The following is a 21,340-nucleotide window of genomic DNA, read 5'->3' on the forward strand; positions in this document are numbered from 1 at the left end:
TTATCCCGCAAGGGCCGCGTCGGCGGCGAAATATTCGGTGATGAAACTGGCTACACTGCGCGGTGCGCGGCCCAGAAGCGTGGGCACGGCGCGGGTAACCGCTGCCGCCCGGCCGGAGGCGATGAGCGTGGCAAATTGGGCGACGGCGCGATGCTCGAAGCTGCCGCCCAGCAGCGGGGCCAGGCGGCCCGAGGGTTCGGCGACGCCAACCGGACGGTGCAGCACGCGCGCCAGCAGGCCCGCAACATGCCGGATGGAGAGGCTTTCCGAGCCGGTCAGGATGATCGGCTTTTCCGCCACTTCACGTGCCAGCAATTGTTGTACCGCGACATCGGCGATATCGCGGGCGTCGATATAGGAGACTTGCGCCGCGCCGTAGCGCGCCTCCAATGGCTGACCATTGGCCGCCTGGCGGATGGAATTGAGCAGCGACACCTGCATCCAGGCATTGGGGCGCAGGCAGGCATGCTCGACGTTGAGGCCGCGCAGATGCCATTCGACGGCGGCGTGGGCATCGCCGGAGATGGAGACCCCGGAGGGATCGATGGTCCAGTCGGAGCCGGAAATCTTGACGATGCGGGAGGCGCCCTCGATGACGGCGGCGCCGGCGGCGGCAATCTGTTCCTCGGCCAGCCGCTCGCTGATCGGGGAGAGGAGGAAGAGTTTCCGGGTGCCAGCAAGGGCGGCGTGCAGGCTATCGCGATCGGCAAAATCACCGGCCGCAATCTCGACGCGATTGCCGAAAAGGGCGCGGGCGGTTTCAGGCCGGCGCGTGAAGACGCGGACGCGCTGATCGTGTTCGAGTAGCCGTGCCGTTACCAATTGTCCAAGCCGGCCGGTGGCGCCGGTGACCAGGATGGGAGCGCTCATGCGGCGTCGCGGCGTTGCGCCGCCTCCAGGGGGCCGGTGTCGATCCAGCCCGGCACGTCGAAATCGGCCGGGATGAAGTCCCATTCGAGCAGGAATTGCTTGAAATGGGTGAAGGCCAGGGTCTGCTCGGGTTCGAGCGTGAGGGCGAGGTGGCGATGGATGTCGGGGCCATTGGCGGCCCAGACGGCGTCTTCCCCGACGCCGATTTCATTGGCGATGAGGCGCACCGCGTCATGCGGATTGGCTTCGGCCCAGGCGGCGACGCGGCTGATTGTGGCGACGAGATCGGCGACCAGGTCGGGGCGCTGTTCGAGGAAGGTCGCGTCGACCGTGAGCGGGCGCGGCGTTCCGTTGTTGACGCGGATGCGCGGATCGGGGTGGAAGCCGAATTCGGAGACGACGATTGCCCCGATCTGGTTGGCGAGGACGAGGCCTTCGGCGCCTTTGACGAAGAAGGCGTCGATGCTGCCGCGCGCCAGAGCGAGCAGTTCTTCGCCATAGGGATAACGGCGCTTGAGCCCGAGAAAGGCGGCATTGCCGGTTTCGGCAAGGCTGGCTTCGCTGCTGTCTAGAAAGACGAGGTCGACATCGGCATGGGTCAGGCCCTCAAGCGTGAGGGCGGAGACGATGCCTTTGAGGGCGGTGGCGCGCTGGAAATCGATGCGCTCGCCGGGCTTGCGGGGCACGCCAATGCGACGGCCCTTGAGGTCGCTGCCTTTGGCTATGCCGGAGCCGGGCAGGGCGATGATGGCCTGGAATTCGTCGGTGGTGGTGATGCCGACGACGCGGGTTTGCCGGCCGCCGGAGCGCGCCCAGATCGGGGGAATATTGCCGCCCTGGCGGAAGGAGAAATCCAGCGCGTGGGTGAAATGGCTCTCGCGCACGGCCGGGTCTTTGCTGTCGCGGATCGAGCGGACGCCGACATTGGCTTGGGTGAATTGCTGCTCGACCCAGCCGAGCTGGTAGGCGATGGACAGCGGGGTTGGCGCGGGGCAGCGGGTATACCAAACAGACTGGGTCATGACGGGCTCCGATCAGCTATTGCCGACAACGGCGAGGCGGGGAATCTGCCGGGGCCGCACCGGGACCGGCTCGACGGGGGCATTGCCGGCGGCGGCGTGGCGGCCGAGGGCGGCTTTGGCGAGGATGGTGCGGACCAGATTGTTCTGTGGCGCATGGGCCTTGCCCGAGAGGGCATCGCGATGGTGGCGCTCGAGCGGGTTGTCCCGGCTGATGCCGGGATTGCCGCCCAGGTCCAGCGCCAGTGTGGTGGCGGCGATGGCGTTTTCGATGACGACGTGTTTGACCGCTGCGGCATCGGGGCCGAAGGGGCGGCCGGAGTCGAAATCCTCCGCAATGGAACGCAGCAGGCGGCGATTGGTGGTGAGCCAGACTTCGATCTGGCCCAGGCCGTCCTGAATGCGGGGGACGGTAGAGAGCGGGGCGCCCAGGCTTGCCGGGGCGCGGGTGGTGGTGAATTCGATGAGCCAGTCGCGCGCGCCCTGGGCGGCGCCGTCATAGATGGCGGGGACCAGTGAAAAATACCAGGCGCCCTGGCGCTCGTCGCGCTTGAGGCCTTCATTGGCCGGGGCGATGTCAACAACGTCTTCGAGCGGGATGGCCACGTCGTCGAGGATCAGATCGTCGCTATTGGTGGCGCGCATGCCGGTGGCGTTCCACGTCTTTTCGACGCGAATGCCGTCGCTGTCGGTGGGGACGAGGAAAGAGCCGAGGCGCGGTTCGGGCTCGTCAGTGACGGCGAGAACGGAGACCCATTTGAGCAGCGGAATGCCGGTGGCGTAGGTCTTGTGGCCGCTGATGCGCCATTGATTGCCGACCTTGCGGGCAACGGTCTCGGGCAGCGAGCCATGCGAGGGCGAGCCAACGCGGGGCTCGACCTGGGCGGCATTGAGCAGGGCCACGCCTTCGCGATTGGCCTTGGTCACCCGTTCGACCAGATGGGCAGGCCATTTGCCCGAAATGCGCAGGGAATAGTGTTGGTTATAATGCATGGCCAGCACAAGCGCGGTGGATGGCTCGCCGCGGGCCACGGCCGAGATCACGGCCAGCGCCTCGGTGAGGCCGCCGCCGAGCCCGCCATGTTCGGTTGCCGTTACGAGGCCGAGCAGACCGGCCTCGTAGAGCGCGTCGAAATTGGCGAAGGGGAAATCGCCGGTTTCGTCATAATGGCGTGCCGTCAAGGCGAAGCGCTGGCCCAGTCGGATGGCCTGCTCGATCGCGGGGGCGAAATCGGTACTCATGGCGGGCTCCGGTCAGGCGACGGCACGGGTGTCGAGCGCGTCATAGGGACGGCGGTCAACCCAGGCGTTGATGTCGAAATTGGTTTTGAGGAAGCCCCATTCGTGGAGGAAATCCTTGTAATGGCCGATGGCGTCGACCAGTTCGGGTTCGAGGCCGATGCCCAGATGATGGTGCAGGTCCGGGCCATTGGCGGCGGCCACGACTTCCTCGGAGGCGCCAACTTCGCGGGCCACGAAGCGGCGGACGTCTTCGGGGTGCGATATTGCCCAGGCGCTGGCGCGTTGCAGGGTTTCGATGAGCTTGGTGACCAGATCGGGGCGATCTTCGGCAAGGCGCTCATCCACGGTCAGCACGCGGGGCGAGCCGGAATTGATGCGGATTTTGGGATCGGGGTGGAAGCCGAATTCGGCGACCGTGTGGGTGGCGAACAGATTGGCTACGCTGATGCCCGGCGTGCCTTTGACATAGATGGCGTCCACCTCGCCGCGCAGCAGCGCTGCGATTTCGGCGCCATAGGCCTGGCGGTTGCGCAAGCCATAAAGCTGGGGGCCTTCGCGGCCATCGAGCACCGAGTCTGTGAGATGGATGTCGACGATCTCCACGTCCTTGTGGCTCAGGCCTTCCAGCGATAGCGCCGAGACCAGGCCCTTGAGCGCGGTGGCATGCATGAAATCGACAATGCCCTCGGGGCGACGGGCGACACCGAAGCGGCGGCCGACCAGATCCCTGGTGGTCTTGATGCCGGTGGAGGGCAGGGTGATGATGGCCTGAAATTCGTCGGTCCAGGTGATGCCGACCAGCCGGGTCGGATTGCCTTCGGAACGGGCGCGGATGGGCGGGACATTGCCGCCATGGCGGAACGAATAGTTCAGGTGATGATCGAAGTGGCTCGTGCGGATGGCGCGGTCCTTGCTGTCGATGATCGATTTGAGGGCAATGCCCTCCTTGGCGAAGGTTTCATCGAGCAGGCCCAATTGCACGGCAAGGCCAACCGGGGTCGGCACCGGGCAGCGCGTGTACCAGATCTCCGAAATCGCGTTCTTGAGCGTCATCTTTGTCCCTCGATGCTGTGACCGGCGCTACCGGCTGGTTTACTGACTGGCCTGCTGCCAGAGGCTGATTTCTCAAATTGCGCTGCGCCAGGGATGGTTCTTTCTTCGCTGGGCCTTTTGTAGCAATTTCTTGTCACAAACTCGCTATTTGGCGATCATTTAGAAATCTGGTTCCTGTATTTGCCTCAATGCAGGATGGATTTGCCAAAACACGTTTGACAAAGCCTATAAAGTTAGTCAACAATAAAATTCATGATCCCGGGGCCGATTTCAGGCGCCGGAAAAAGCCGAAAAATCCATGCAGCTCCGGCCCTGATTGCCGGCCACAAGCCCCCGGAGAGTTCGCCCATGCTGGCGCTGACCAGAATTGCCAAGACGCTGCGCCGGACCCTCCTGCAAGCCATTCCGACGGTGCTCGGAATCATCATTCTCAACTTCTTCCTGCTGCAATTGGCGCCGGGCGATGCGGCCGATGTAATGGCGGGCGAAGCCGGGTCGGCCACCGAGGAGACCATGGCAGCGCTGCGCGCGCGCTTCGGCCTCGACAATCCGGTGCTGGTCCAATTGCTGGACTATCTCAACAATCTCGCCCATTTCAGCCTCGGGTTCTCGCCGCGTTACGGCATGCCCGTGGTGGAGCTGATCGGCCAACGCCTGCCGGGCACGCTGACGCTCATGGCCATGGCGCTGGCCATTGCCATTCTGATCGGGCTAACGCTGGGTTCACTGATGGCGGCCTTTGCCGGGCGCTTGCCCGATCGGCTGCTTTCGATCTTTTCGCTGCTGTTCTATTCCATCCCCGGATTTTGGGTCGGGCTGATGCTGATCGTGCTGTTCTCGGTCACGCTGGGCTGGTTGCCGAGCGGAGGGGCAGGGACCATTGGTTCCAGCCTCACCGGGTGGGCCGCGATTGTCGACAAGGCGCGCTATATGGTGCTGCCGGCGACGTCGCTGGCGCTGTTCTACGTGGCCATCTATGCCCGGCTCACCCGGGCGGCGATGCTTGAGGTGCGCAACCAGGATTTCGTCCGCACCGCCTATGCCAAGGGCCTGTCGCCCGCCGCCGTCACGATCCGGCACATACTGCGCAATGCGCTGATCCCGATCACCACCATGGCCGGTATGCATATCGGCGGCATGCTGGGCGGGGCTGTGGTGGTAGAGACCGTCTATAGCTGGCCCGGCCTCGGGCGCCTCGCCTTCGAGGCGGTGATGGGCCGCGATTTCACTGTTCTGCTGGGTATTCTGCTGCTGTCCTCCCTGCTGGTCATTGTCGCCAATGCCGCGGTCGACCTGCTGCAGACCTGGCTCGATCCCCGTATTGGAGAGCATTGATGTCCACGACCGATCTCAACGCGCCGGCGGCAGCGCTGGCCGGTGCGCGTGGGGGCGCGCCGCGCCCTGAAACCGGCGCTTCCCAGGAATGGCATAATCTAAGAGCGCCCGATGCGCGCTCCACCCTCACCGCGGCGGTGACGGTGCCGGCCGGGCGGCGCGAGCTGGCCATTTTTCTGCGCAATCCCAATGCGCTGTTCGGGCTGGCTTTCCTGTCGATCATGGTGGTCATGGCGCTGGTGGCCCCGCTGCTCTTTCCGGGCGATCCGCTGGGCATGGTGGCGCGGCCGTTCATCTGGCCGGGGCAGGATGCGGCCTATCCGCTGGGCACCGATTCCATGGGCCGCGACGTGCTTGCCGGCATCGTGCATGGCTCGCGGATTTCGCTGTTTGTCGGCCTGACCGCGACCGCGCTGGGCCTTGGCGTCGGCGTCATCGTGGGCGCGGTGGCGGGCTATTTCGGCGGCTGGGTCGATGACGTGCTGGTGCGCATCATCGAAATCTTCCAGACCCTGCCCAATTTCGTGCTGCTCGTCGTGCTGGTGGCGATTGCCCAGCCCTCCGCAACCACGGTTACCGTCGCGATCGCCATCGTCAGCTGGCCGATGGTGGCCCGGCTGACCCGTGCCGAATTCCGCGCCATTCGCGCCAAGGACTACGTGATGGCCGCGCGCAGTCTGGGCTTCAAGCGCGCCCGCATCATCTTCAGCGAGATATTGCCCAATGCGCTGCCGCCGCTGATCGTGACCGCCTCGGTGATGGTGGCGACGGCCATTCTGATGGAATCGGCGCTGAGCTTCATGGGCTTGGGCGACCCCAATGTAGTGAGCTGGGGGTCGATGATCGGCAATGGCCGCGAACTCATCCGCACCGCCTGGTATCTGACCCTGCTGCCGGGCCTTGCCATCGTCTTCACCGTTTTGGCCCTGAACCTGATCGGCGATGGCCTCAATGATGCGCTCAATCCGCGCTTTTCGGAGGAACGGGTATGAATGTCGTCGTTTCCCCGGCCAGCCTGGGACCCACGCTGCTTGAGGTCGAAGACCTCACCATCCGGTTCGGCAAGACCGACCCGGTCAAGCATTTGAGCTTCAGCATCGAGCGGGGCGAAACGCTGGCCGTGGTCGGCGAGTCCGGTTCAGGCAAGTCGCTGAGCGCGCTGGCGCTGATGCGGCTGCTGCCGCGCAATGCGCGCATTCCCAATGGCAGTATCCGCTTTGAGGGCAAGGACCTGCTGGGGTTGAGCGAGCGGGATATTCGCGCGGTGCGCGGGCGCGATATCGCCATGATCTTCCAGGAGCCGATGACCTCGCTCAATCCGGTTGCTACCATCGGCAACCAGATCATCGAAGTGCTGCGCCTGCACGAAAAACTCTCTCGCCGTCAGGCGCGCCTGCGGGCCGTGGAATTGCTGGAACTGGTGCGTATTCCCGATCCGGCAAAACGGGTCGATGATTATCCGCATCAGCTTTCGGGGGGCCAGCGGCAGCGCGTCATGATCGCCATGGCCGTGGCCTGCAAGCCCAAGCTGCTGATTGCCGACGAGCCGACAACGGCGCTCGACGCCACCATTCAGGCGCAGATTCTTGAACTGCTCGACGAGTTGCGCCGCAAGCTTTCCATGGGCCTCTTGCTGATCACCCATGATCTAGGCCTCGTGTCGCGCTGGAGCGACCGGGTGGTGGTGATGTATCACGGCGACAAGCTTGAGGAGCTGTCCACCGGCAATCTCTTTGCGCCCGACCGGCACCCCTATACCAAGGGGCTGACCCAGGCTTCGATCCGTCTGGAGGAAGAGGTGCATTACACGGCCCGCACGCTGGCCGAAGTGAAGGTCGGCCGGAGCCCCGAGGGCAGCAATGTCTACGACGTCAAGCCGCCGCAATTGCGGACGCTGCCGGCACCGGTAACCGATGGCGAACCCTTGCTGGTGGTCAAGGACCTCTCGGTTACCTATCAGGGCGGCTCGAAGGCCGACAAGGCGCTGGACGGGGCTTCATTGACCCTGGCCAAGGGCGAGACGCTGGGCATTGTCGGGGAATCGGGCAGCGGCAAGTCCACGCTTTCGAAGGCAATCATGCGGCTGGTCGATGCCCAGCAGGGTAGTATCGTCTTTCAGGGACAGGATATCAGCAGGCTCGCGCCGCAGCAGTTGCAACCGGTACGCCGGGACCTGCAGATGATCTTCCAGGACCCGTTCGGCTCGCTCAATCCGCGCAAGACCATTCGCGATATCCTTGAGGCGCCGCTTATCGTCCATGGCGTCGCCAATGCCGCCGAGCGCCGGCAGCGGCTGCTCGAAACCTTCGAGCATGTGCGGCTGCCCAGTTCGGTAGCCGATCGCTATCCGCACGAATTTTCCGGCGGTCAGCGGCAGCGCATCGGTATTGCCCGGGCGCTGATCCTGCGGCCGTCGCTGGTGATCTGCGATGAGCCGGTATCGGCGCTCGATGTCTCGATCCAGGCGCAGATTTTGAACCTGCTGGTCGATCTCAAGACCAGTCTGGGGCTGTCCTATCTGTTTATTTCCCACGACCTGGCTGTCGTGCAGTATATTTCGGACCGGGTGATCGTGATGAAGGATGCCCGCATCGTCGAGGAAAGCGACCACAAGACCATCTGGCGCTCGCCCCGCACCGACTATACCCGCGCGCTGATCGCGGCGGCCAGTGACAAGGGCGGCCGCGTGCTTGCGCCCCGCCCAGAACTTGAGTTGGCCGCCACCTAGGGGGCTGCTCTTTGCATCACAACGACCCATAACGGAGAAACAATATGGTCGATTACCGCTATCTGGGGCGCAGCGCGCTCAAGGTATCCCCGATTACCCTCGGCACCATGATGTTCGGTGGCCCGACGCCCGACGACGAGGCATTCCGTATCATCGACAAGGCGCGCGAGCAGGGCATCAATTTCATCGACACTGCTGACGTCTATAATGACGGCAAGTCCGAGGAAGTGGTGGGGCAGGGCATCAAGGCCCATCGCGACCACTGGGTGGTGGCCACCAAATTCGTCAATTCACGCGACAAGGGCCCCAATAAGGGCGGCTATTCGCGCAAATGGGTGAACGAGACCGTTGACGCCAGCCTGCGCCGCCTGGGCACGGACTATATCGATATCCTCTATTTCCACCGCGCGGTGTTCGACGCCTCGTTGGAAGAACCGGTGCGGGCCATTGCCGACCTGATCAAGGCGGGCAAACTGCGCTATTTCGGCGTTTCCAATTTCCGGGGCTGGCGTATTGCCGAAGTGGCGCATCTGGCCGACCAACTGGGGATCGACCGCCCGATTGCCAGCCAGCCGCTCTACAATATCGTCAACCGCACGGCCGAGGCCGAGCAGCTTCCCGCTGCCGTCGCCAATGGGCTGGGCAATGTTTCCTATAGTCCGCTGGCGCGTGGCGTGCTGACCGGCAAGTATAATCCAGGCGAAGAGCCGGCGGCCGATACCCGCGCAGGCCGCGGCGACAAGCGCATCCATGACGTGGAGTTTCGCGCGGAGTCGCTTGCTATCGCTAAGGAAATTGCGGCGCATGCCGAAGCCAAAGGCGTTGCCGCTGCTGATTTTGCGCTGGCCTGGGTGCTCAATAACCAGCTCATCACTTCCGCCATTACCGGCCCGCGCACGGAAGCGCATTGGGATGGGTATGTCCGCGCGCTCGATGTGAAGCTCGATGCCGACGACGAGGCGCTGGTGGATCGTCTGGTCGCAACAGGGCATCCCTCGACGCCGGGCTTTACCGATCCGGGGCATCCTGTTGAAGGGCGCGTGGCGCGCTCGGCGGCTGGTACGGCGCAGGTTATTCCACTGAACCGTACGCAGCGCGTAGCGTAGCGATTGGTGGAGTTATGAAAACGGCCCGCAGAGAAATCTGCGGGCCGCTTTTGTTTCGGAGTGGCGGGCTCAGTTCTCCACCCCCGCTGCTCAAATCCCTCCCACACCCCGGGTCATTCCGGCGCAGGCCGGAATCCATGTCCGTGGCGTTCCGCACACATCCAGCGCGGGGATGGTCTTCAGCATGGATTCCGGCCTGCGCCGGAATGACCCGGTGGGTGATTTCAACATTTAGTTGGCCCGATCCCTGAGGGGGGTGCAGTTGCCTTACTCGGCAGCTTCTGCCTTGGCATCCCTCAGACCGAGCAGGAGGCGGGCGTTGCCGCCGGCGACCAGACGCTGGTCGGCATCGGAGAGACCAGCTTCGGTCAGGTTTGCGGCGAGGGATTGGGCTTGGAGCGCTGGCAGGATGGGCCAGTCGGTGCCAGCCAGAACGCGGTCGGCGCCGAAGAAACCGACCAGGGTGCGCACGATGGCGGGGTCATCGCCCATCGTGTCGAAATAGATATTGGGGCGGGGCTGATGTTTGCGTTCGGCGCGGCCGTAAAGGCCGCCGCGGGCGGCTTGCACGATGCCGCCAAGGCCGAGGGTTGCGAAAATCAGGTGCAGGTCGGGGAGTTCCTGCAGGATGGGCGACTGGATGATGGAGAGGAAGGCCACGCCATTCATCAGGCCACGGCCCAGCGAATTGCCCAGCATACCCGCGCCGGCGATCAGCACGTCGGAATTGGGGTGGGCCACCGGGTGGACGAAGACGGGGACGCGGTGCCGGGCTGCGACTTCGAGCGTTGGGCGGGCGGATGGGTCGGCGAGGAATTTGCCGTTGCGGGAGGAGTCGATGACGAGGCCCGATAGTCCCAGATTGACAATAGCCCGTTCGGCCTCGCGCGCACTTTCGTCACCGGCAAAGACGTCGGTTACGGCGAAGGCGGCGAGGCTTGGTTGGTTGGCAGCGAGTTCGGCCAGCCATTCATTGGCTTCCCGTATAGCGGCGAAGTCGACGGCGCCTTCGGCGCCGAACAGGCTTTCAATGGTTGAGGTCACCACAGCCAGAGAGACGCCGGCCGCCGCGAACTCTTCCACCAGGGCGGCTGGGGTCGTGATCTTGCGATAGATCTCGGGCGAGAAGGCGCCAGCGGGCTTGGCGTATTTGCCGCCCGGGCCCCATGCTGGTGGCCAGAGGTGAGTGTGGATGTCGACGATATCGAGAGGCGTGCTCATTCTGCGGCAACTTTCCTGGCTTGGCGTTCGGCAATGCCGACCTTGACCAGCGGCACGACATCGCGGCCATAGGTCACCGTGTCCTCGGTGGGGTAGAAACCGCGCACGAGGAAGTTGGAAATGCCGGCGTCGTAATAATCGAGAATGGCTTCGGCGACCTGTTCGGGCGTGCCGACCAGAGCGGTGGAATTGCCACCGGCGCCGCTGGCTTCGGCCACTTCGGTCCAGAGGCGTTTATCGAGCACCTTGCCGCGCTTGGCGGCCTCGCGCAGGCGAACCGACCCCACATTGGATGGCAGTTTCTCGCCATTGCCCCCGGCCTGCCGCGCCACGCCCGCCTTGACCTTGGCGAGTATATCGGCGGCGTTGGACCAGGCCTGGTCCTCGGTTTCGGCGACGATGGTGCGGAAGGCGAGGGTGAAGCGGATATCGTCAGGCGAGCGGCCATTCTGGATGGCGGCGGCCCGCACCTTGGCAATGGTCTCGCGCGTGCCATCGAGCGGTTCGCCCCAGAGCGCGTAGATATCGGCATGCTTGCCGGCAACCGCGATTGCAGCGTCAGACGAGCCGCCAAAGGAGATCGGGATGCGCGGCTTCTGGAAGGGCTTTACCTGGCTGAAGGCGCCCTTGAATTTGTAGAATCGGCCTTCGTGATCGAAGGGCGCGTCGCTTTCCCAGACCTTTTTGAGCACCTCGATATATTCGTCGGTGCGGGCATAGCGGGTGTCGTGATCCTCGAAATCGCCGTCGCGGGCCTGATCGGCGTCGGAGCCGCCGGTGATGATATGCACCCAGACGCGGCCCTCGGAAAATTGGTCCAGACTGGCCAATTGCCGCGCGCCCAGCGTGGGCTGCATCAGGCCGGGGCGATGGGCCAGCAAGGCCCCGATCCGTTCGGTCTGGCTGAACACATAGGCGGCGATCTGGTTATTGTCGGGCCATTGCGCGAATTGGCCGATCAGCAGCCTGTCGATTCCGGCGGTTTCGGCGGCCTGCACATGGTTGCGAATATAGGTTTTGTCGATGACCGGGCCGGTGGTCGGCACGATGTCGGACCCCTCGCGGTTCGAGGTGTGGCCGATGAACTCGGACGCCATGGGAAACTCCGTGAGAGCAGGTTAGCCGCTGATGAAACCGAAGGTCACGGCCAGGGCGAAGAGGAAGGCGAGGCTCATGCCGGCCAGCAATACGGCTTCGTTGAAACGCCGGCGTGCCGCAACGCGCGGGCGGGCCGGCAGGTCGCGCAAGCTGCTGTTTTGATCTGTGGTCATTGGAAGCCCCATCATTGCGCCTTAAGTCTATGCAATTGATAGAGATTGTCGATTGCGTTTTGCCGGCCAATCCTGCAGCGGCATTTTATGTGTGCCGCTTCCGGCAGAAATTCTTTCGGGCAGGGCGCCCTTGCCTGGCTTGGTCGGCGGCAAGCCTTATTTCCAGGCACGATTTTGCTGCCGAAGCCTCAATCGGTGACGCTCCCGCGATATTATTCTCCGCTTGGGGTAAGGAGCGCCCCGCCTTTTCTCCGTGGGCCCGGTGCTCAGCAATCTAGTATCTCGATTAAATCACTAGAGTTTATATCATTTGTGCCGCTTCCCGGTGTGGGGGCCGAGATCATGGTTGGCTTTCACGCTGGCCGAGACCGCAACAACGGGGAATTTTCGAATGTCGATCCGCAATCCTGGCGTGCTGACGACCACTCGCCGCGCCTTCCTGCTGTCCACCGCTGCCATTGCCGCGCTTGCGGCGGTGCCCGGCCTGTCCTGGGCCCAGGGAGAGCCGGTCAAGGGAGGCAGTGTCACCATCAATATCGGTACCGAACCGCCGGTGCTGGTGCTGATCGCCCATAGTGCGGGGGCGGCCTACTACATCAGTGGCAAGACCAATGAGAGCCTTTTGACCTATGACGCCGATTTCAATCCGCAGCCGCTATTGGCTACGGAATGGACCGTCGCGGAGGATGGCCTGCGCTATTGGTTCAAGCTGCGCGAGGGCGTGAAATGGCATGATGGCGAGGATTTCAGCGCCGAAGACGTTGCCTTCTCCATCCTGGCGCTCAAGGAACATCATCCGCGCGGCCGCGCCACGTTCGCTTCGGTCGAAGAAGCCAATGTGCTCAGCCCGAACGAAGTCGAACTCATTCTCTCCAAGCCCGCGCCTTATCTGCTGAGCGCTTTTGCCAGCTTTGAAGCGCCCATCGTGCCCAAGCATCTCTATGAAGGCACCAACGTCCCTGAAAACCCGCACAATACCGCCCCCATCGGCACGGGGCCATACAAGTTCCAGGAATGGGTGCGCGGCAGCCATGCGCTCTTCGTGCGTAACGAGAATTATTGGGGTTCACCCAAGCCTTATCTCGATCAGCTCATTTTCCGCTTCATCACCGATCCGGCAGCGGCCGTGGCCGCCATCGAAACCGGGGAAGTGCAGGTTTCGACGGCCAATATTCCGCTGACCGATGTGGAGCGCCTCAAGGCCAATCCCAATCTGGTGGTGGACACCAATCCGGCGCCCTATTCGCCCAGCATTGCGCGGGCCGAGTTCAACCTCGAAAACAAGTATCTGGCCGACATCAAGGTGCGTCACGCCATCGCCCATGCGGTGGACAAAGACTTCATCGTCAACACTATCTATCTGGGCTACGCGACCCGTCTCGATGGTCCAGTCAGCCCCGACCTGGCAAAGTTCTACACGCCCGACCTGCCGAAATATGAATTCGATCCGGCCAAGGCGGAGGCCTTGCTGGACGAGGCCGGCTATCCGCGGGGCGCCGATGGGTATCGCTTCAAGCTCTTCATCGATCCGACCCAGCCTTCCGGCCCGCCCAAGCAGACTGCCGAATATTTTGCCCAGGCGCTCGCCAAGGTCGGCATTCAGGTGGAATTGCGGACGCAGGACTTTGCCACCTTCGTCAAGCGCATCTTCACGGATCGCGATTTCGATATCGCCATCGAGGGCATGAGCAATCTCTACGACCCCACGGTGGGCATTCAGCGCCTCTACTGGTCCAAGAACTTCAAGCCCGGCGTGCCCTTCACCAATGGTTCGAAATACGAGAACCCCGAAGTGGACCGCCTGCTCGAAACGGCGGCGGTCGAGGTCGATCCGCAAAAGCGGCTGGAGCTGTTCAACCAGTTCCAGAAACTGGTGGTGGAGGATCTGCCGACCCTCGATATCGTCACGCCGGCCGTGCTCACCATCTACGACAAGCGCGTCAAGAACCTGAAGCTTGGCGTCGAGCATTTGTGGAGCAATGGCGCCGACATCTACCTCGAGCAATAGGCCTGGAGCCTGCAGCGGCCGGATATGTCCGGCCGCTTTTTGTTTTGATTTTCCCCTAAGGAGCCAGGATGAGCGCCACCGCAACTAAAGTTCAGCCATCGCCGCCCAGCCGCGAGGACCTGCTGGCTCGCGTTCCGGCGCTCGTTGCCGAGATTGCCAAGGGCGCCGCCCAGCGCGATCAGGATCGGGAACTGCCTTTCGAAGCTTTCCGCCTGTTCCGCGAATCCGGGCTCAGTACGTTGCGCGTGCCGGTGTCGCTGGGCGGACCGGGTGGCTCGGTGGCCGACTATATCGAGCTGATCGCCACGATCGGCGCGGCCGATTCCAATGTGGCCCATGCCCTGCGCTCGCATTTCAACTATGTTGAAAACCTGGTGTTGAGCGGCCGGGGCGAGCGGGATGCTGGCGCCATCGAGCTGGTCCTGGCCGGTAAGCTCTTTGCCGGGGCACATACCGAGCAGGGGACGGCCAGGCCGGGGCAGGTGACCACCACCATCGTGCGGCAGGGCGAGAGCTGGCGGCTCAATGGCCGCAAATGGTACGCGACCGGCACCGCCTTTGCCGATTTTGCCTCGTTCAGCGCGTTGGATGAAGAGGGGCAGACGGTGGGCGTGCTGCTGCCGGTCGATCGGCCGGGCATCCAAATTCTCGATGATTGGGATGGCATGGGTCAGCGGCTGACCGCCAGTGGCGGCGTCATTCTCGACAATGTCGAGGTGTTCGCCCACGAATTTACCCGGCGGAGCCTTGAAAACCTCGTTGGCCGGCATTGCTCGACCCTGCGGCAATTGCATCTGGCGGCCAGTGCCGGCGGCGCAGTGCGCAATGTGCTGGCCGATGGGCTCGATTATGTCCGCCGGCAGGCGCGCTCGGCCGCGCATAGTACGGCCGAAACAGCGCGGGAGGATCATTTCGTGCAGCAGGTCATTGGCGAGATCGCGGCCAATTCCCTGGCCATCGATGCTCTTCTGGCCGAGGGCGCTCGCGCGCTCGATCACACCGTTGCGGCCTTTGGCCGGGGCAATGAGGAGGAGATCGAGCAATCGCTGCTGGATAGCGCGGTGACCACGGCACGGGTGCAGATCGTGCTCGGCCAGCTCGGGCCACGCACCGCCGAGCGCATGTTCGAACTGGGTGGCGGCTCGGTTACCTCGCGCAAATACAATTTCGACCGGCATTGGCGCAATATCCGCACCGTGCTCAACCACAACCCGCTGCTGCATAAATCGCGCATCGTCGGCGATTACCTGCTCAACGGCACCACCACCCATCTCAAGGAAGGCAAGGTCTTTTAGGTCAAGGCCGGTTCATCCAGTTTGACGCCGAGCTCCCGCATTGCCAAACTTGGCCTTCCAAGAGGGGCAAAACATGCATCAATGCTCGTGCCTATGCGGGGCCGTGACTTTTACCGTCGAAGGGGCGCTGCCACCGGCGTCTGCCTGTCATTGTACAAAATGCCGCAAGCATATCGGGCATTACGAGGCCGGTGTCGATGTGCCGCGGTCGGCGGTGAGCGTCGCGGGAGCGGAGAAAGTGACCTGGTATTTCTCTTCGGAGAACGTGCGTCGCGGATTCTGCTCGATCTGCGGCTCTTCGCTCTTTTTCGACATTGTCGGCCATGACCGGATCGGGATCAACATGGGCGCCTTCGATACGCCCACCAATACCAAATTGGCGCTGCACATCTTTGTCGCCGACAAAGGCGACTACTACGACATAGCCGACGGGCTCCCGCAGTATTTGCAGGTGCCAGGGCGGGGTTGAGGCCGTCTGTACCCAAACGAAAAGGGACCCTTTCGGGTCCCTTTTCTTATTGCACCAGAGCAGCTTACGCCGAGTAGTACATTTCGTATTCGACCGGATGCGGGGTCTGCTCGAACTTCACGACTTCGGTCATCTTCAGCTCGATATAGCTGTCGATCTGGTCGTTGTCGAACACACCGCCGGCGAGCAGGAACTCGCGGTCGGCATCGAGGCTGTTGAGGGCTTCGCGCAGCGAGCCGCAGACATGCGGGATCTGCATCAGTTCCTGGCGCGGCAGCTCGTACAGATCCTTGTCCATCGGCTCGCCGGGGTGGATCTTGTTCTTGATGCCGTCGAGGCCGGCCATGAGCATGGCCGAGAAGGCCAGGTATGGGTTGGCCAGCGGATCGGGGAAGCGGATTTCGATACGCTTGGACTTCGGCGACTGGCCGAAGGGGATACGGCAGGAAGCCGAACGGTTGCGCGCCGAATAAGCCAGCAGCACGGGGGCTTCAAAGCCCGGCACCAGGCGCTTGTAGCTATTGGTGGTGGGGTTGGTGAAGGCGTTGATCGCCTTTGCGTGCTTGATGATACCGCCGATATAGTACAGCGCTTCCATCGACAGGCCTGCATACTGGTCGCCGGCGAACAGCGGCTTGCCGTCCTTCCAGATCGACTGGTGGCAGTGCATGCCCGAGCCATTGTCGCCGAAGATCGGCTTTGGCATGAAGGTCACGGTCTTGCCATAGGCATTGGCGACCTGATGGATGACATACTTGTAGATCTGCACGTCATCGGCAGCCTTGATCATCGGCGCAAACTTGATGCCGAGTTCGTGCTGAGCCGAAGCCACTTCGTGGTGGTGCTTTTCGACGACCACGCCCATGTCGGCCATGGCAGCCAGCATTTCGCCACGGATATCCTGCGCGCTATCCAGCGGAGGAACCGGGAAATAGCCCTTCTTCAGACCAATATGGTGGCCGTTATTGCCGGCTTCATACGCGGTGTCATTGTTGGACGGCAGTTCGGGGTGATCGACCTCGAAGCCAACCTTGAACGGGGTGTTGGAATACTTCACGTCGTCGAACATGAAGAATTCGGGCTCGGCGCCGAACACGACGGTGTCGCCAATGCCCGATGCCTTGAGGAAGGCTTCGGCCTTCTTGGCCGTGGTGCGCGGATCACGGCTATAGGGCTGGTAGGTCAGGGGCTCGAGAATGTCGCAGTTCACCACCAGCGTGGACGCGCCGAAGAAGGGGTCCATATAGTGCGAATTGGGATCGGGCATCAGCACCATGTCGGACTCGTTGATGGCCTTCCAGCCACCGATCGAGGAACCGTCGAACATGGTGCCTTCTTCGAACAGGTCTTCATCGACGATCGACACGTCGAGCGTGACGTGCTGCAGCTTGCCGCGTGGATCGGTGAAGCGCAGGTCGAGATACTTGATGTTCTCGTCTTTGATCTTCTGAAGGAGGTCGCTTCCGGTGGTCATTAGGTCTTCCCCTGTCTAAATCGGAATGCTTGTTGTTCGTCTCGGCGCGTCGCTTCTAAGGGGGAGGGCCCTTAGAGCGCGTCGTCGCCAAATTCGCCGGTGCGGATGCGGATGGCCTGCTCGATCGAGTAAACGAAGATCTTGCCATCGCCAATGCGACCGGTTTGTGCTGCGTTGCGGATCGCTTCGATGGCTTTTTCGGCGAGCTCGTCGGGGCACACGACCTCGACCTTCACCTTGGGCAGAAAATCCACGACATATTCGGCGCCGCGATAAAGTTCAGTGTGGCCCTTTTGCCGGCCGAAGCCTTTCGCCTCGGTAACGGTGATGCCCTGCAGGCCAACCTCCTGCAGCGCCTCTTTGACTTCGTCGAGCTTGAACGGCTTTACGATAGCCTCGATTTTTTTCAATTGAGCCTCCACGTGCCTGATTTAGGCGGATACCGCCATCCCGTATGCACGGCCTGTGCCACGCTGGCGGAAACATAAAAAATATCGTCTTGCTAAAGGCTTACTGCTGTAAGCTGAAGTTGCTGATCGTAACTGCGATGCAGTCAGTGATCAAAATGTCATCGAACTGCACAGACTTTGTGCATTTTGTGATCGTTCAGTGAAAGAACCGACCCAAAAATGACTATGATGACGCCACTTCAATGTGTCCAGCTTCAGTTTGAAGCCTATAACGAGCGCGATCTGCCACGTTTCCTGTCGGCTTTTGCCGAGGATGTGCGCAGCTTCCGCCTGCCGGACATGACGCCGCTATTGGCCGGAAAAGCGGCCTATGGCGAATTCTACGCGCGCGAGCGGTTTGTGCATGAGGGGCTGCGGGCCGAGGTCATCAATCGCATCGCATTGGGCAATACGGTGATCGACCATGAGATGATCCATGGCCTGGGACCTGAGCCGATTGAAACGGCGATCATGTTTGTTATCCGCGATGGGTTGATAGCCGAGGTCTTCGCCATTCCCGGGAAATTGCCAAGCAAGGCTTTGACTGACAGTTGAACTTAGGCTAGACCCACGCGCAACCCGGCCAGCGGGTACCCTTGCGGGTGTGGCGGAACTGGTAGACGCACTGGATTTAGGTTCCAGCGCCGCAAGGCGTGGAGGTTCGAGTCCTCTCACCCGCACCACAATTGGACACTGGCCCTGAGTTTAATGAATACGGGATTGAACCGAATGCAGGTTACCGAAACCCTCAATGAGGGCCTGAAGCGCAAGCTCAGCGTTACCATTCCGGCCGCCGACCTGGTCACGCGCCTCGATGCCAAGCTCCAGGAGCTCAAGGGCCAGGCCAATATCAAGGGCTTCCGTCCGGGCAAAGTGCCGACCTCTTATCTCAAGAAGGTCTATGGCCGCTCCGCCATGAGCGAAGTGATGACGGACGCGATCAACGCGACGGTGTCCGAGACCCTGGACAAGCGCGAAGAACGCGCTGCCGCTCAGCCCAAGGTTGACCTGCCCGACGATCAGGCCGTGATCAACGAAGTGCTCGACGGCAATGCCGATCTGGCATTCGAAGTCGAATACGAAGTTCTGCCGCCGGTTGCGCTGATGGAGCTCAAGGGCGTCAAGCTCGACAAGCCTGTCGTCGACGTCACCGACGAAGAGCTGGATGCCGAAGTCAATCGCGTCTTCGCTCAGAACCGTGGCTATACCGACAAGGGCGATGAAGGCGTTGTCGAAAACGGCGACCGCCTGGGTCTCTCCTTCGTTGGCAAGATCGACGGCAAGGCCTTTGATGGCGGCACGTCCGACCATGCTCACCTCACTGTCGGCTCGGGCGAATTCATCCCCGGCTTTGAAGAGCAGCTGATCGGCGTCAAGAAGGGCGGCTCCAAGGAAGTCAAAGTGACCTTCCCGGCCGATTACCAGAGCGCTGAGCTTGCCGGTAAGGACGCCGTGTTCGACGTCACCATCCTGCATGTCGATGGCCCCAACCAGGGCGATCTGGACGATGATTTCGCCAAGCGCCTCGGCCTCGATGACGTTGCCGCCCTGCGCAATGCCGTCAAGGAACAGATGGAAGCCGCGCTGGCCTCGATGAGCCGCCAGCACGTCAAGCGCCAGATTCTCGACGCGCTCGACGACGGTCACAAGTTCGAAGTCCCGGCCCAGCTGGTCGATGCCGAATTTGAAACCATCTGGGGCCGCGTGCAGCACGAAGTGGAAAGCCACGGCCGTTCCTTCGAAGACGAAGGCACCACCGAGGAAGCCGCTCGCGAGCAGTACCGCAAGATCGCCGAGCGTCGCGTGCGCCTGGGCCTGGTCGTTGCCGAGATCGGCAACAAGAACGAGGTCAATGTCACCGAGGAAGAGCACCAGCAGGCCCTGATCGCCGAAGTGCGCCGCTTCCCCGGCCAGGAACAGCAGGTCTACGACTATTACCGCAAGAACCCGCAGGCTCTTGCCGGTCTTCGCGCGCCGGTGTTCGAGAACAAGGTCGTCGACTATGTCGCTGACCTGGGCGAGATCACCGACAAGAAGATGACCCGCGCCGAACTCGCCAAGCTGATCCAGGCTGACGAGGACGAGGTTCCGGAAGAACACCACCACTAAGTGTTCTGATCCAAAGCGAATTTTCAAAGCCGCCCAGAAATGGGCGGCTTTTTGTTTTTGCTATGAGGCGCCGGGCAATATCCGCCCACCGGGTCATTCCGGCGCAGGCCGGAATCCATTCTGTGCCTTGCCCGAACAGTCGATGTCGGTGATAGCCTTCAGCATGGATTCCGGCCCGCGCCGGAATGACACCGCATAATTCAAAGCAGACCGCCCCATGACCGCCAATATTGCCGATGTCCTGCTCACTCCCAGCCAGATGGCCGAGGCCGATCGGCTCGCCGTTCAGTCCGGCGTCAAGTCGCTGGCCCTGATGGAGGCGGCCGGCAAGGCGGTGGCCGAGGCCATCACCGAGCGCTATTACCAGCGCTCCGCCCTCGTCCTGTGCGGACCGGGCAATAATGGCGGCGACGGGTTCGTGGTGGCGCGGCTGCTGAAACAGCGCGGTTGGCCGGTGCAATTGCGGCTGATCGGTGCGCGTGATGCGCTCAAGGGCGACGCCGCCACCATGGCGGACCAATGGACCGGCCGGGTGGAAACGCCAACGGCCGCCGATATTGAAAACGCCGATCTGGTCGTCGACGCGTTACTGGGCGCGGGGCTGGACCGGGATGTGGAAGGCCCGTTCAAGGAGATCATCGACGCGGTCAATGCCAGTTCGCGACCTGTGGTGAGTATCGACGTGCCCAGCGGCATTGATGGCGCGACGGGCAGGGCGCGTAGCGCGGCCATGATCGCCGAAATGACGGTGACCTTCTTCCGGCTCAAGCCGGGCCATCTGCTGCAGCCGGGGCGCACGCTGTGCGGTGAGGTGGTGCTGGGCGATATCGGCATTCCCGATGCTGTGCTCAACCCGATTGCGCCAACTGCCTGGCAGAACGGGCCTAGCCTCTGGTCGCTGCCTGAGATCAGCCAAGACGGCAACAAATTCGACCGCGGCCATTGCGTCGTCGTCTCCGGCGGCCCCTTGCAAACCGGCGCGGCCCGGCTGGCGGCCATGGGAGCGTTCCGGGCTGGGGCAGGGCTGGTGTCGCTGGCGGGCTCGGAACAGGCCCTGCTGGTCCACGCCGCCCATGTCACCGCCGTCATGCTCAAGCCTGCTGAGGACACAGCTGCCCTGGCCGAATTGCTCGGCGACAAGCGGGTGCGCTCCGTGGTTATCGGTCCGGCTGCCGGTGTGGGGCCACAAACCCGCGACAATGTGCTGACCGTGCTGGCTTCGGACGCCGCCGTGGTGCTCGATGCCGACGCATTGACCAGCTTTTCGGGCGACGCGATCGTGCTATTCGATGCGGTCAAGGCAAAGCCCCGCCCGGTGGTGATCACGCCGCACGAAGGGGAATTTCAGCGGCTGTTTGGCGACGTGCCGGGCGGCAAACTCGATATGGCCCGCGCCGCCGCCGCACATTCGGGCACCATCGTCGTGCTCAAGGGCAGCGACACCATCATTGCCGCCCCCGACGGCCGCGCCGCCATCAACACCAATGCACCCGCCTGGCTGGGCACGGCCGGCTCGGGCGACGTGCTGGCCGGCGTGATCGCCGGACTGATGGGGCAGGGCATGGACGGCTGGGAAGCCGCCTGCGCCGGTGTCTGGCTACATGCCGAGGCAGCCAACCGCTTCGGCGGCCCCGGCCTGATCAGCGAAGATTTGCCCCTGTTGATCCCGGGCGTGTTGGCGAGCCTTTAGG

At 62.7% G+C, this 21,340-nt stretch carries 19 protein-coding genes and 1 tRNA gene; 11 read left to right on the forward strand and 9 right to left on the reverse strand.

Annotated elements, in window-relative coordinates; all coding sequences use genetic code 11:
* From QQL79_RS07025 to QQL79_RS07040, 4 genes are read right to left on the reverse strand one after another with little or no spacing between them, the layout of a single operon-like run.
* Positions 1–870: an NmrA family NAD(P)-binding protein gene (locus tag QQL79_RS07025; protein ID WP_284389282.1), complete on the reverse strand. Its 870-nt coding sequence runs from the start codon at positions 868–870 to the stop codon at positions 1–3.
* The gene (locus QQL79_RS07030) at positions 867–1,892 is read right to left on the reverse strand and encodes an ABC transporter substrate-binding protein (protein WP_284389283.1); all 1,026 of its coding nucleotides are present in this window, start codon (positions 1,890–1,892) and stop codon (positions 867–869) included. The genes QQL79_RS07025 and QQL79_RS07030 overlap by 4 nt, the downstream gene beginning before the upstream one ends.
* Before the next feature lie 12 nt (positions 1,893–1,904).
* Entirely contained in the window at positions 1,905–3,131 is a 1,227-nt protein-coding gene (locus QQL79_RS07035) for an acyl-CoA dehydrogenase family protein (protein ID WP_284389285.1), read from the reverse strand.
* A gap of 12 nt (positions 3,132–3,143) precedes the next feature.
* Positions 3,144–4,184, reverse strand: coding sequence for an ABC transporter substrate-binding protein (locus tag QQL79_RS07040; RefSeq protein WP_284389287.1), 1,041 nt, complete (start codon positions 4,182–4,184; stop codon positions 3,144–3,146).
* A gap of 348 nt (positions 4,185–4,532) precedes the next feature.
* On the opposite strand from QQL79_RS07040, the gene QQL79_RS07045 reads away from it, so the two are divergent.
* From QQL79_RS07045 to QQL79_RS07060, 4 genes are read left to right on the forward strand one after another with little or no spacing between them, the layout of a single operon-like run.
* Positions 4,533–5,519 carry an ABC transporter permease gene (locus QQL79_RS07045; RefSeq protein ID WP_284389288.1) on the forward strand — a complete coding sequence of 329 codons (987 nt, stop codon included), beginning with the start codon at positions 4,533–4,535 and terminating at the stop codon, positions 5,517–5,519.
* Complete coding sequence (locus QQL79_RS07050) at positions 5,519–6,511, forward strand: ABC transporter permease (RefSeq protein WP_348523174.1); 993 nt, start codon at positions 5,519–5,521, stop codon at positions 6,509–6,511. The genes QQL79_RS07045 and QQL79_RS07050 overlap by 1 nt, the downstream gene beginning before the upstream one ends.
* Complete coding sequence (locus QQL79_RS07055; RefSeq protein ID WP_284389289.1) at positions 6,508–8,247, forward strand: ABC transporter ATP-binding protein; 1,740 nt, start codon at positions 6,508–6,510, stop codon at positions 8,245–8,247. Before QQL79_RS07050 ends, QQL79_RS07055 begins: the two co-directional genes overlap by 4 nt.
* A 44-nt stretch (positions 8,248–8,291) precedes the next feature.
* Positions 8,292–9,353, forward strand: a complete 1,062-nt coding sequence (locus QQL79_RS07060; protein ID WP_284389290.1) for an aldo/keto reductase — start codon at positions 8,292–8,294, stop codon at positions 9,351–9,353.
* Positions 9,354–9,620: 267 nt separating this feature from the next.
* Here the strand turns inward: QQL79_RS07060 and QQL79_RS07065 are convergent, their stop codons facing one another.
* The 3 genes from QQL79_RS07065 to QQL79_RS07075 are packed head-to-tail and all read right to left on the reverse strand — an operon-like array spanning position 9,621 to position 11,845.
* Complete coding sequence (locus tag QQL79_RS07065) at positions 9,621–10,574, reverse strand: amidohydrolase family protein (RefSeq protein WP_284389291.1); 954 nt, start codon at positions 10,572–10,574, stop codon at positions 9,621–9,623.
* A complete protein-coding gene (locus tag QQL79_RS07070; RefSeq protein ID WP_284389293.1) occupies positions 10,571–11,671 on the reverse strand; it encodes an LLM class flavin-dependent oxidoreductase in 1,101 nt (366 codons plus the stop codon). Before QQL79_RS07070 ends, QQL79_RS07065 begins: the two co-directional genes overlap by 4 nt.
* A 21-nt stretch (positions 11,672–11,692) precedes the next feature.
* Complete coding sequence (locus QQL79_RS07075; protein WP_284389295.1) at positions 11,693–11,845, reverse strand: hypothetical protein; 153 nt, start codon at positions 11,843–11,845, stop codon at positions 11,693–11,695.
* A 391-nt stretch (positions 11,846–12,236) separates the two neighbouring features.
* Here QQL79_RS07075 and QQL79_RS07080 point away from each other — a divergent pair, with 391 nt between their 5' ends.
* The 3 genes from QQL79_RS07080 (at position 12,237) to QQL79_RS07090 (ending at position 15,617) form a co-directional block, all read left to right on the forward strand.
* Entirely contained in the window at positions 12,237–13,853 is a 1,617-nt protein-coding gene (locus QQL79_RS07080) for an ABC transporter substrate-binding protein (protein WP_284389296.1), read from the forward strand.
* Between the two features lie 68 nt (positions 13,854–13,921).
* Entirely contained in the window at positions 13,922–15,148 is a 1,227-nt protein-coding gene (locus QQL79_RS07085) for an acyl-CoA dehydrogenase family protein (RefSeq protein ID WP_284389299.1), read from the forward strand.
* A gap of 73 nt (positions 15,149–15,221) precedes the next feature.
* Positions 15,222–15,617 (forward strand): GFA family protein, encoded by a 396-nt coding sequence (locus tag QQL79_RS07090; RefSeq protein WP_284389301.1) that lies wholly within the window; start codon positions 15,222–15,224, stop codon positions 15,615–15,617.
* Between the two features lie 64 nt (positions 15,618–15,681).
* Here the strand turns inward: QQL79_RS07090 and glnA are convergent, their stop codons facing one another.
* Entirely contained in the window at positions 15,682–17,091 is a 1,410-nt protein-coding gene (gene glnA / locus QQL79_RS07095) for a type I glutamate--ammonia ligase (RefSeq protein WP_284389303.1), read from the reverse strand.
* Between the two features lie 71 nt (positions 17,092–17,162).
* Positions 17,163–17,501, reverse strand: a complete 339-nt coding sequence (locus tag QQL79_RS07100; protein ID WP_035079039.1) for a P-II family nitrogen regulator — start codon at positions 17,499–17,501, stop codon at positions 17,163–17,165.
* Positions 17,502–17,720: 219 nt separating this feature from the next.
* Here QQL79_RS07100 and QQL79_RS07105 point away from each other — a divergent pair, with 219 nt between their 5' ends.
* From QQL79_RS07105 to QQL79_RS07120, 4 genes are all read left to right on the forward strand, one after another.
* Positions 17,721–18,095 carry a nuclear transport factor 2 family protein gene (locus tag QQL79_RS07105; RefSeq protein ID WP_284389322.1) on the forward strand — a complete coding sequence of 125 codons (375 nt, stop codon included), beginning with the start codon at positions 17,721–17,723 and terminating at the stop codon, positions 18,093–18,095.
* 43 nt (positions 18,096–18,138) lie between these two features.
* Positions 18,139–18,223: transfer RNA gene (locus QQL79_RS07110), tRNA-Leu, on the forward strand.
* Between the two features lie 46 nt (positions 18,224–18,269).
* Complete coding sequence (gene tig / locus QQL79_RS07115; RefSeq protein WP_284389323.1) at positions 18,270–19,649, forward strand: trigger factor; 1,380 nt, start codon at positions 18,270–18,272, stop codon at positions 19,647–19,649.
* A gap of 217 nt (positions 19,650–19,866) precedes the next feature.
* Positions 19,867–21,339 (forward strand): NAD(P)H-hydrate epimerase, encoded by a 1,473-nt coding sequence (locus QQL79_RS07120; protein ID WP_284389325.1) that lies wholly within the window; start codon positions 19,867–19,869, stop codon positions 21,337–21,339.
* Position 21,340: the final 1 nt, after the last annotated feature.

The organism is Devosia yakushimensis, assembly GCF_030159855.1.
GTDB classification, from domain to species: Bacteria; Pseudomonadota; Alphaproteobacteria; order Rhizobiales; family Devosiaceae; genus Devosia; species Devosia yakushimensis.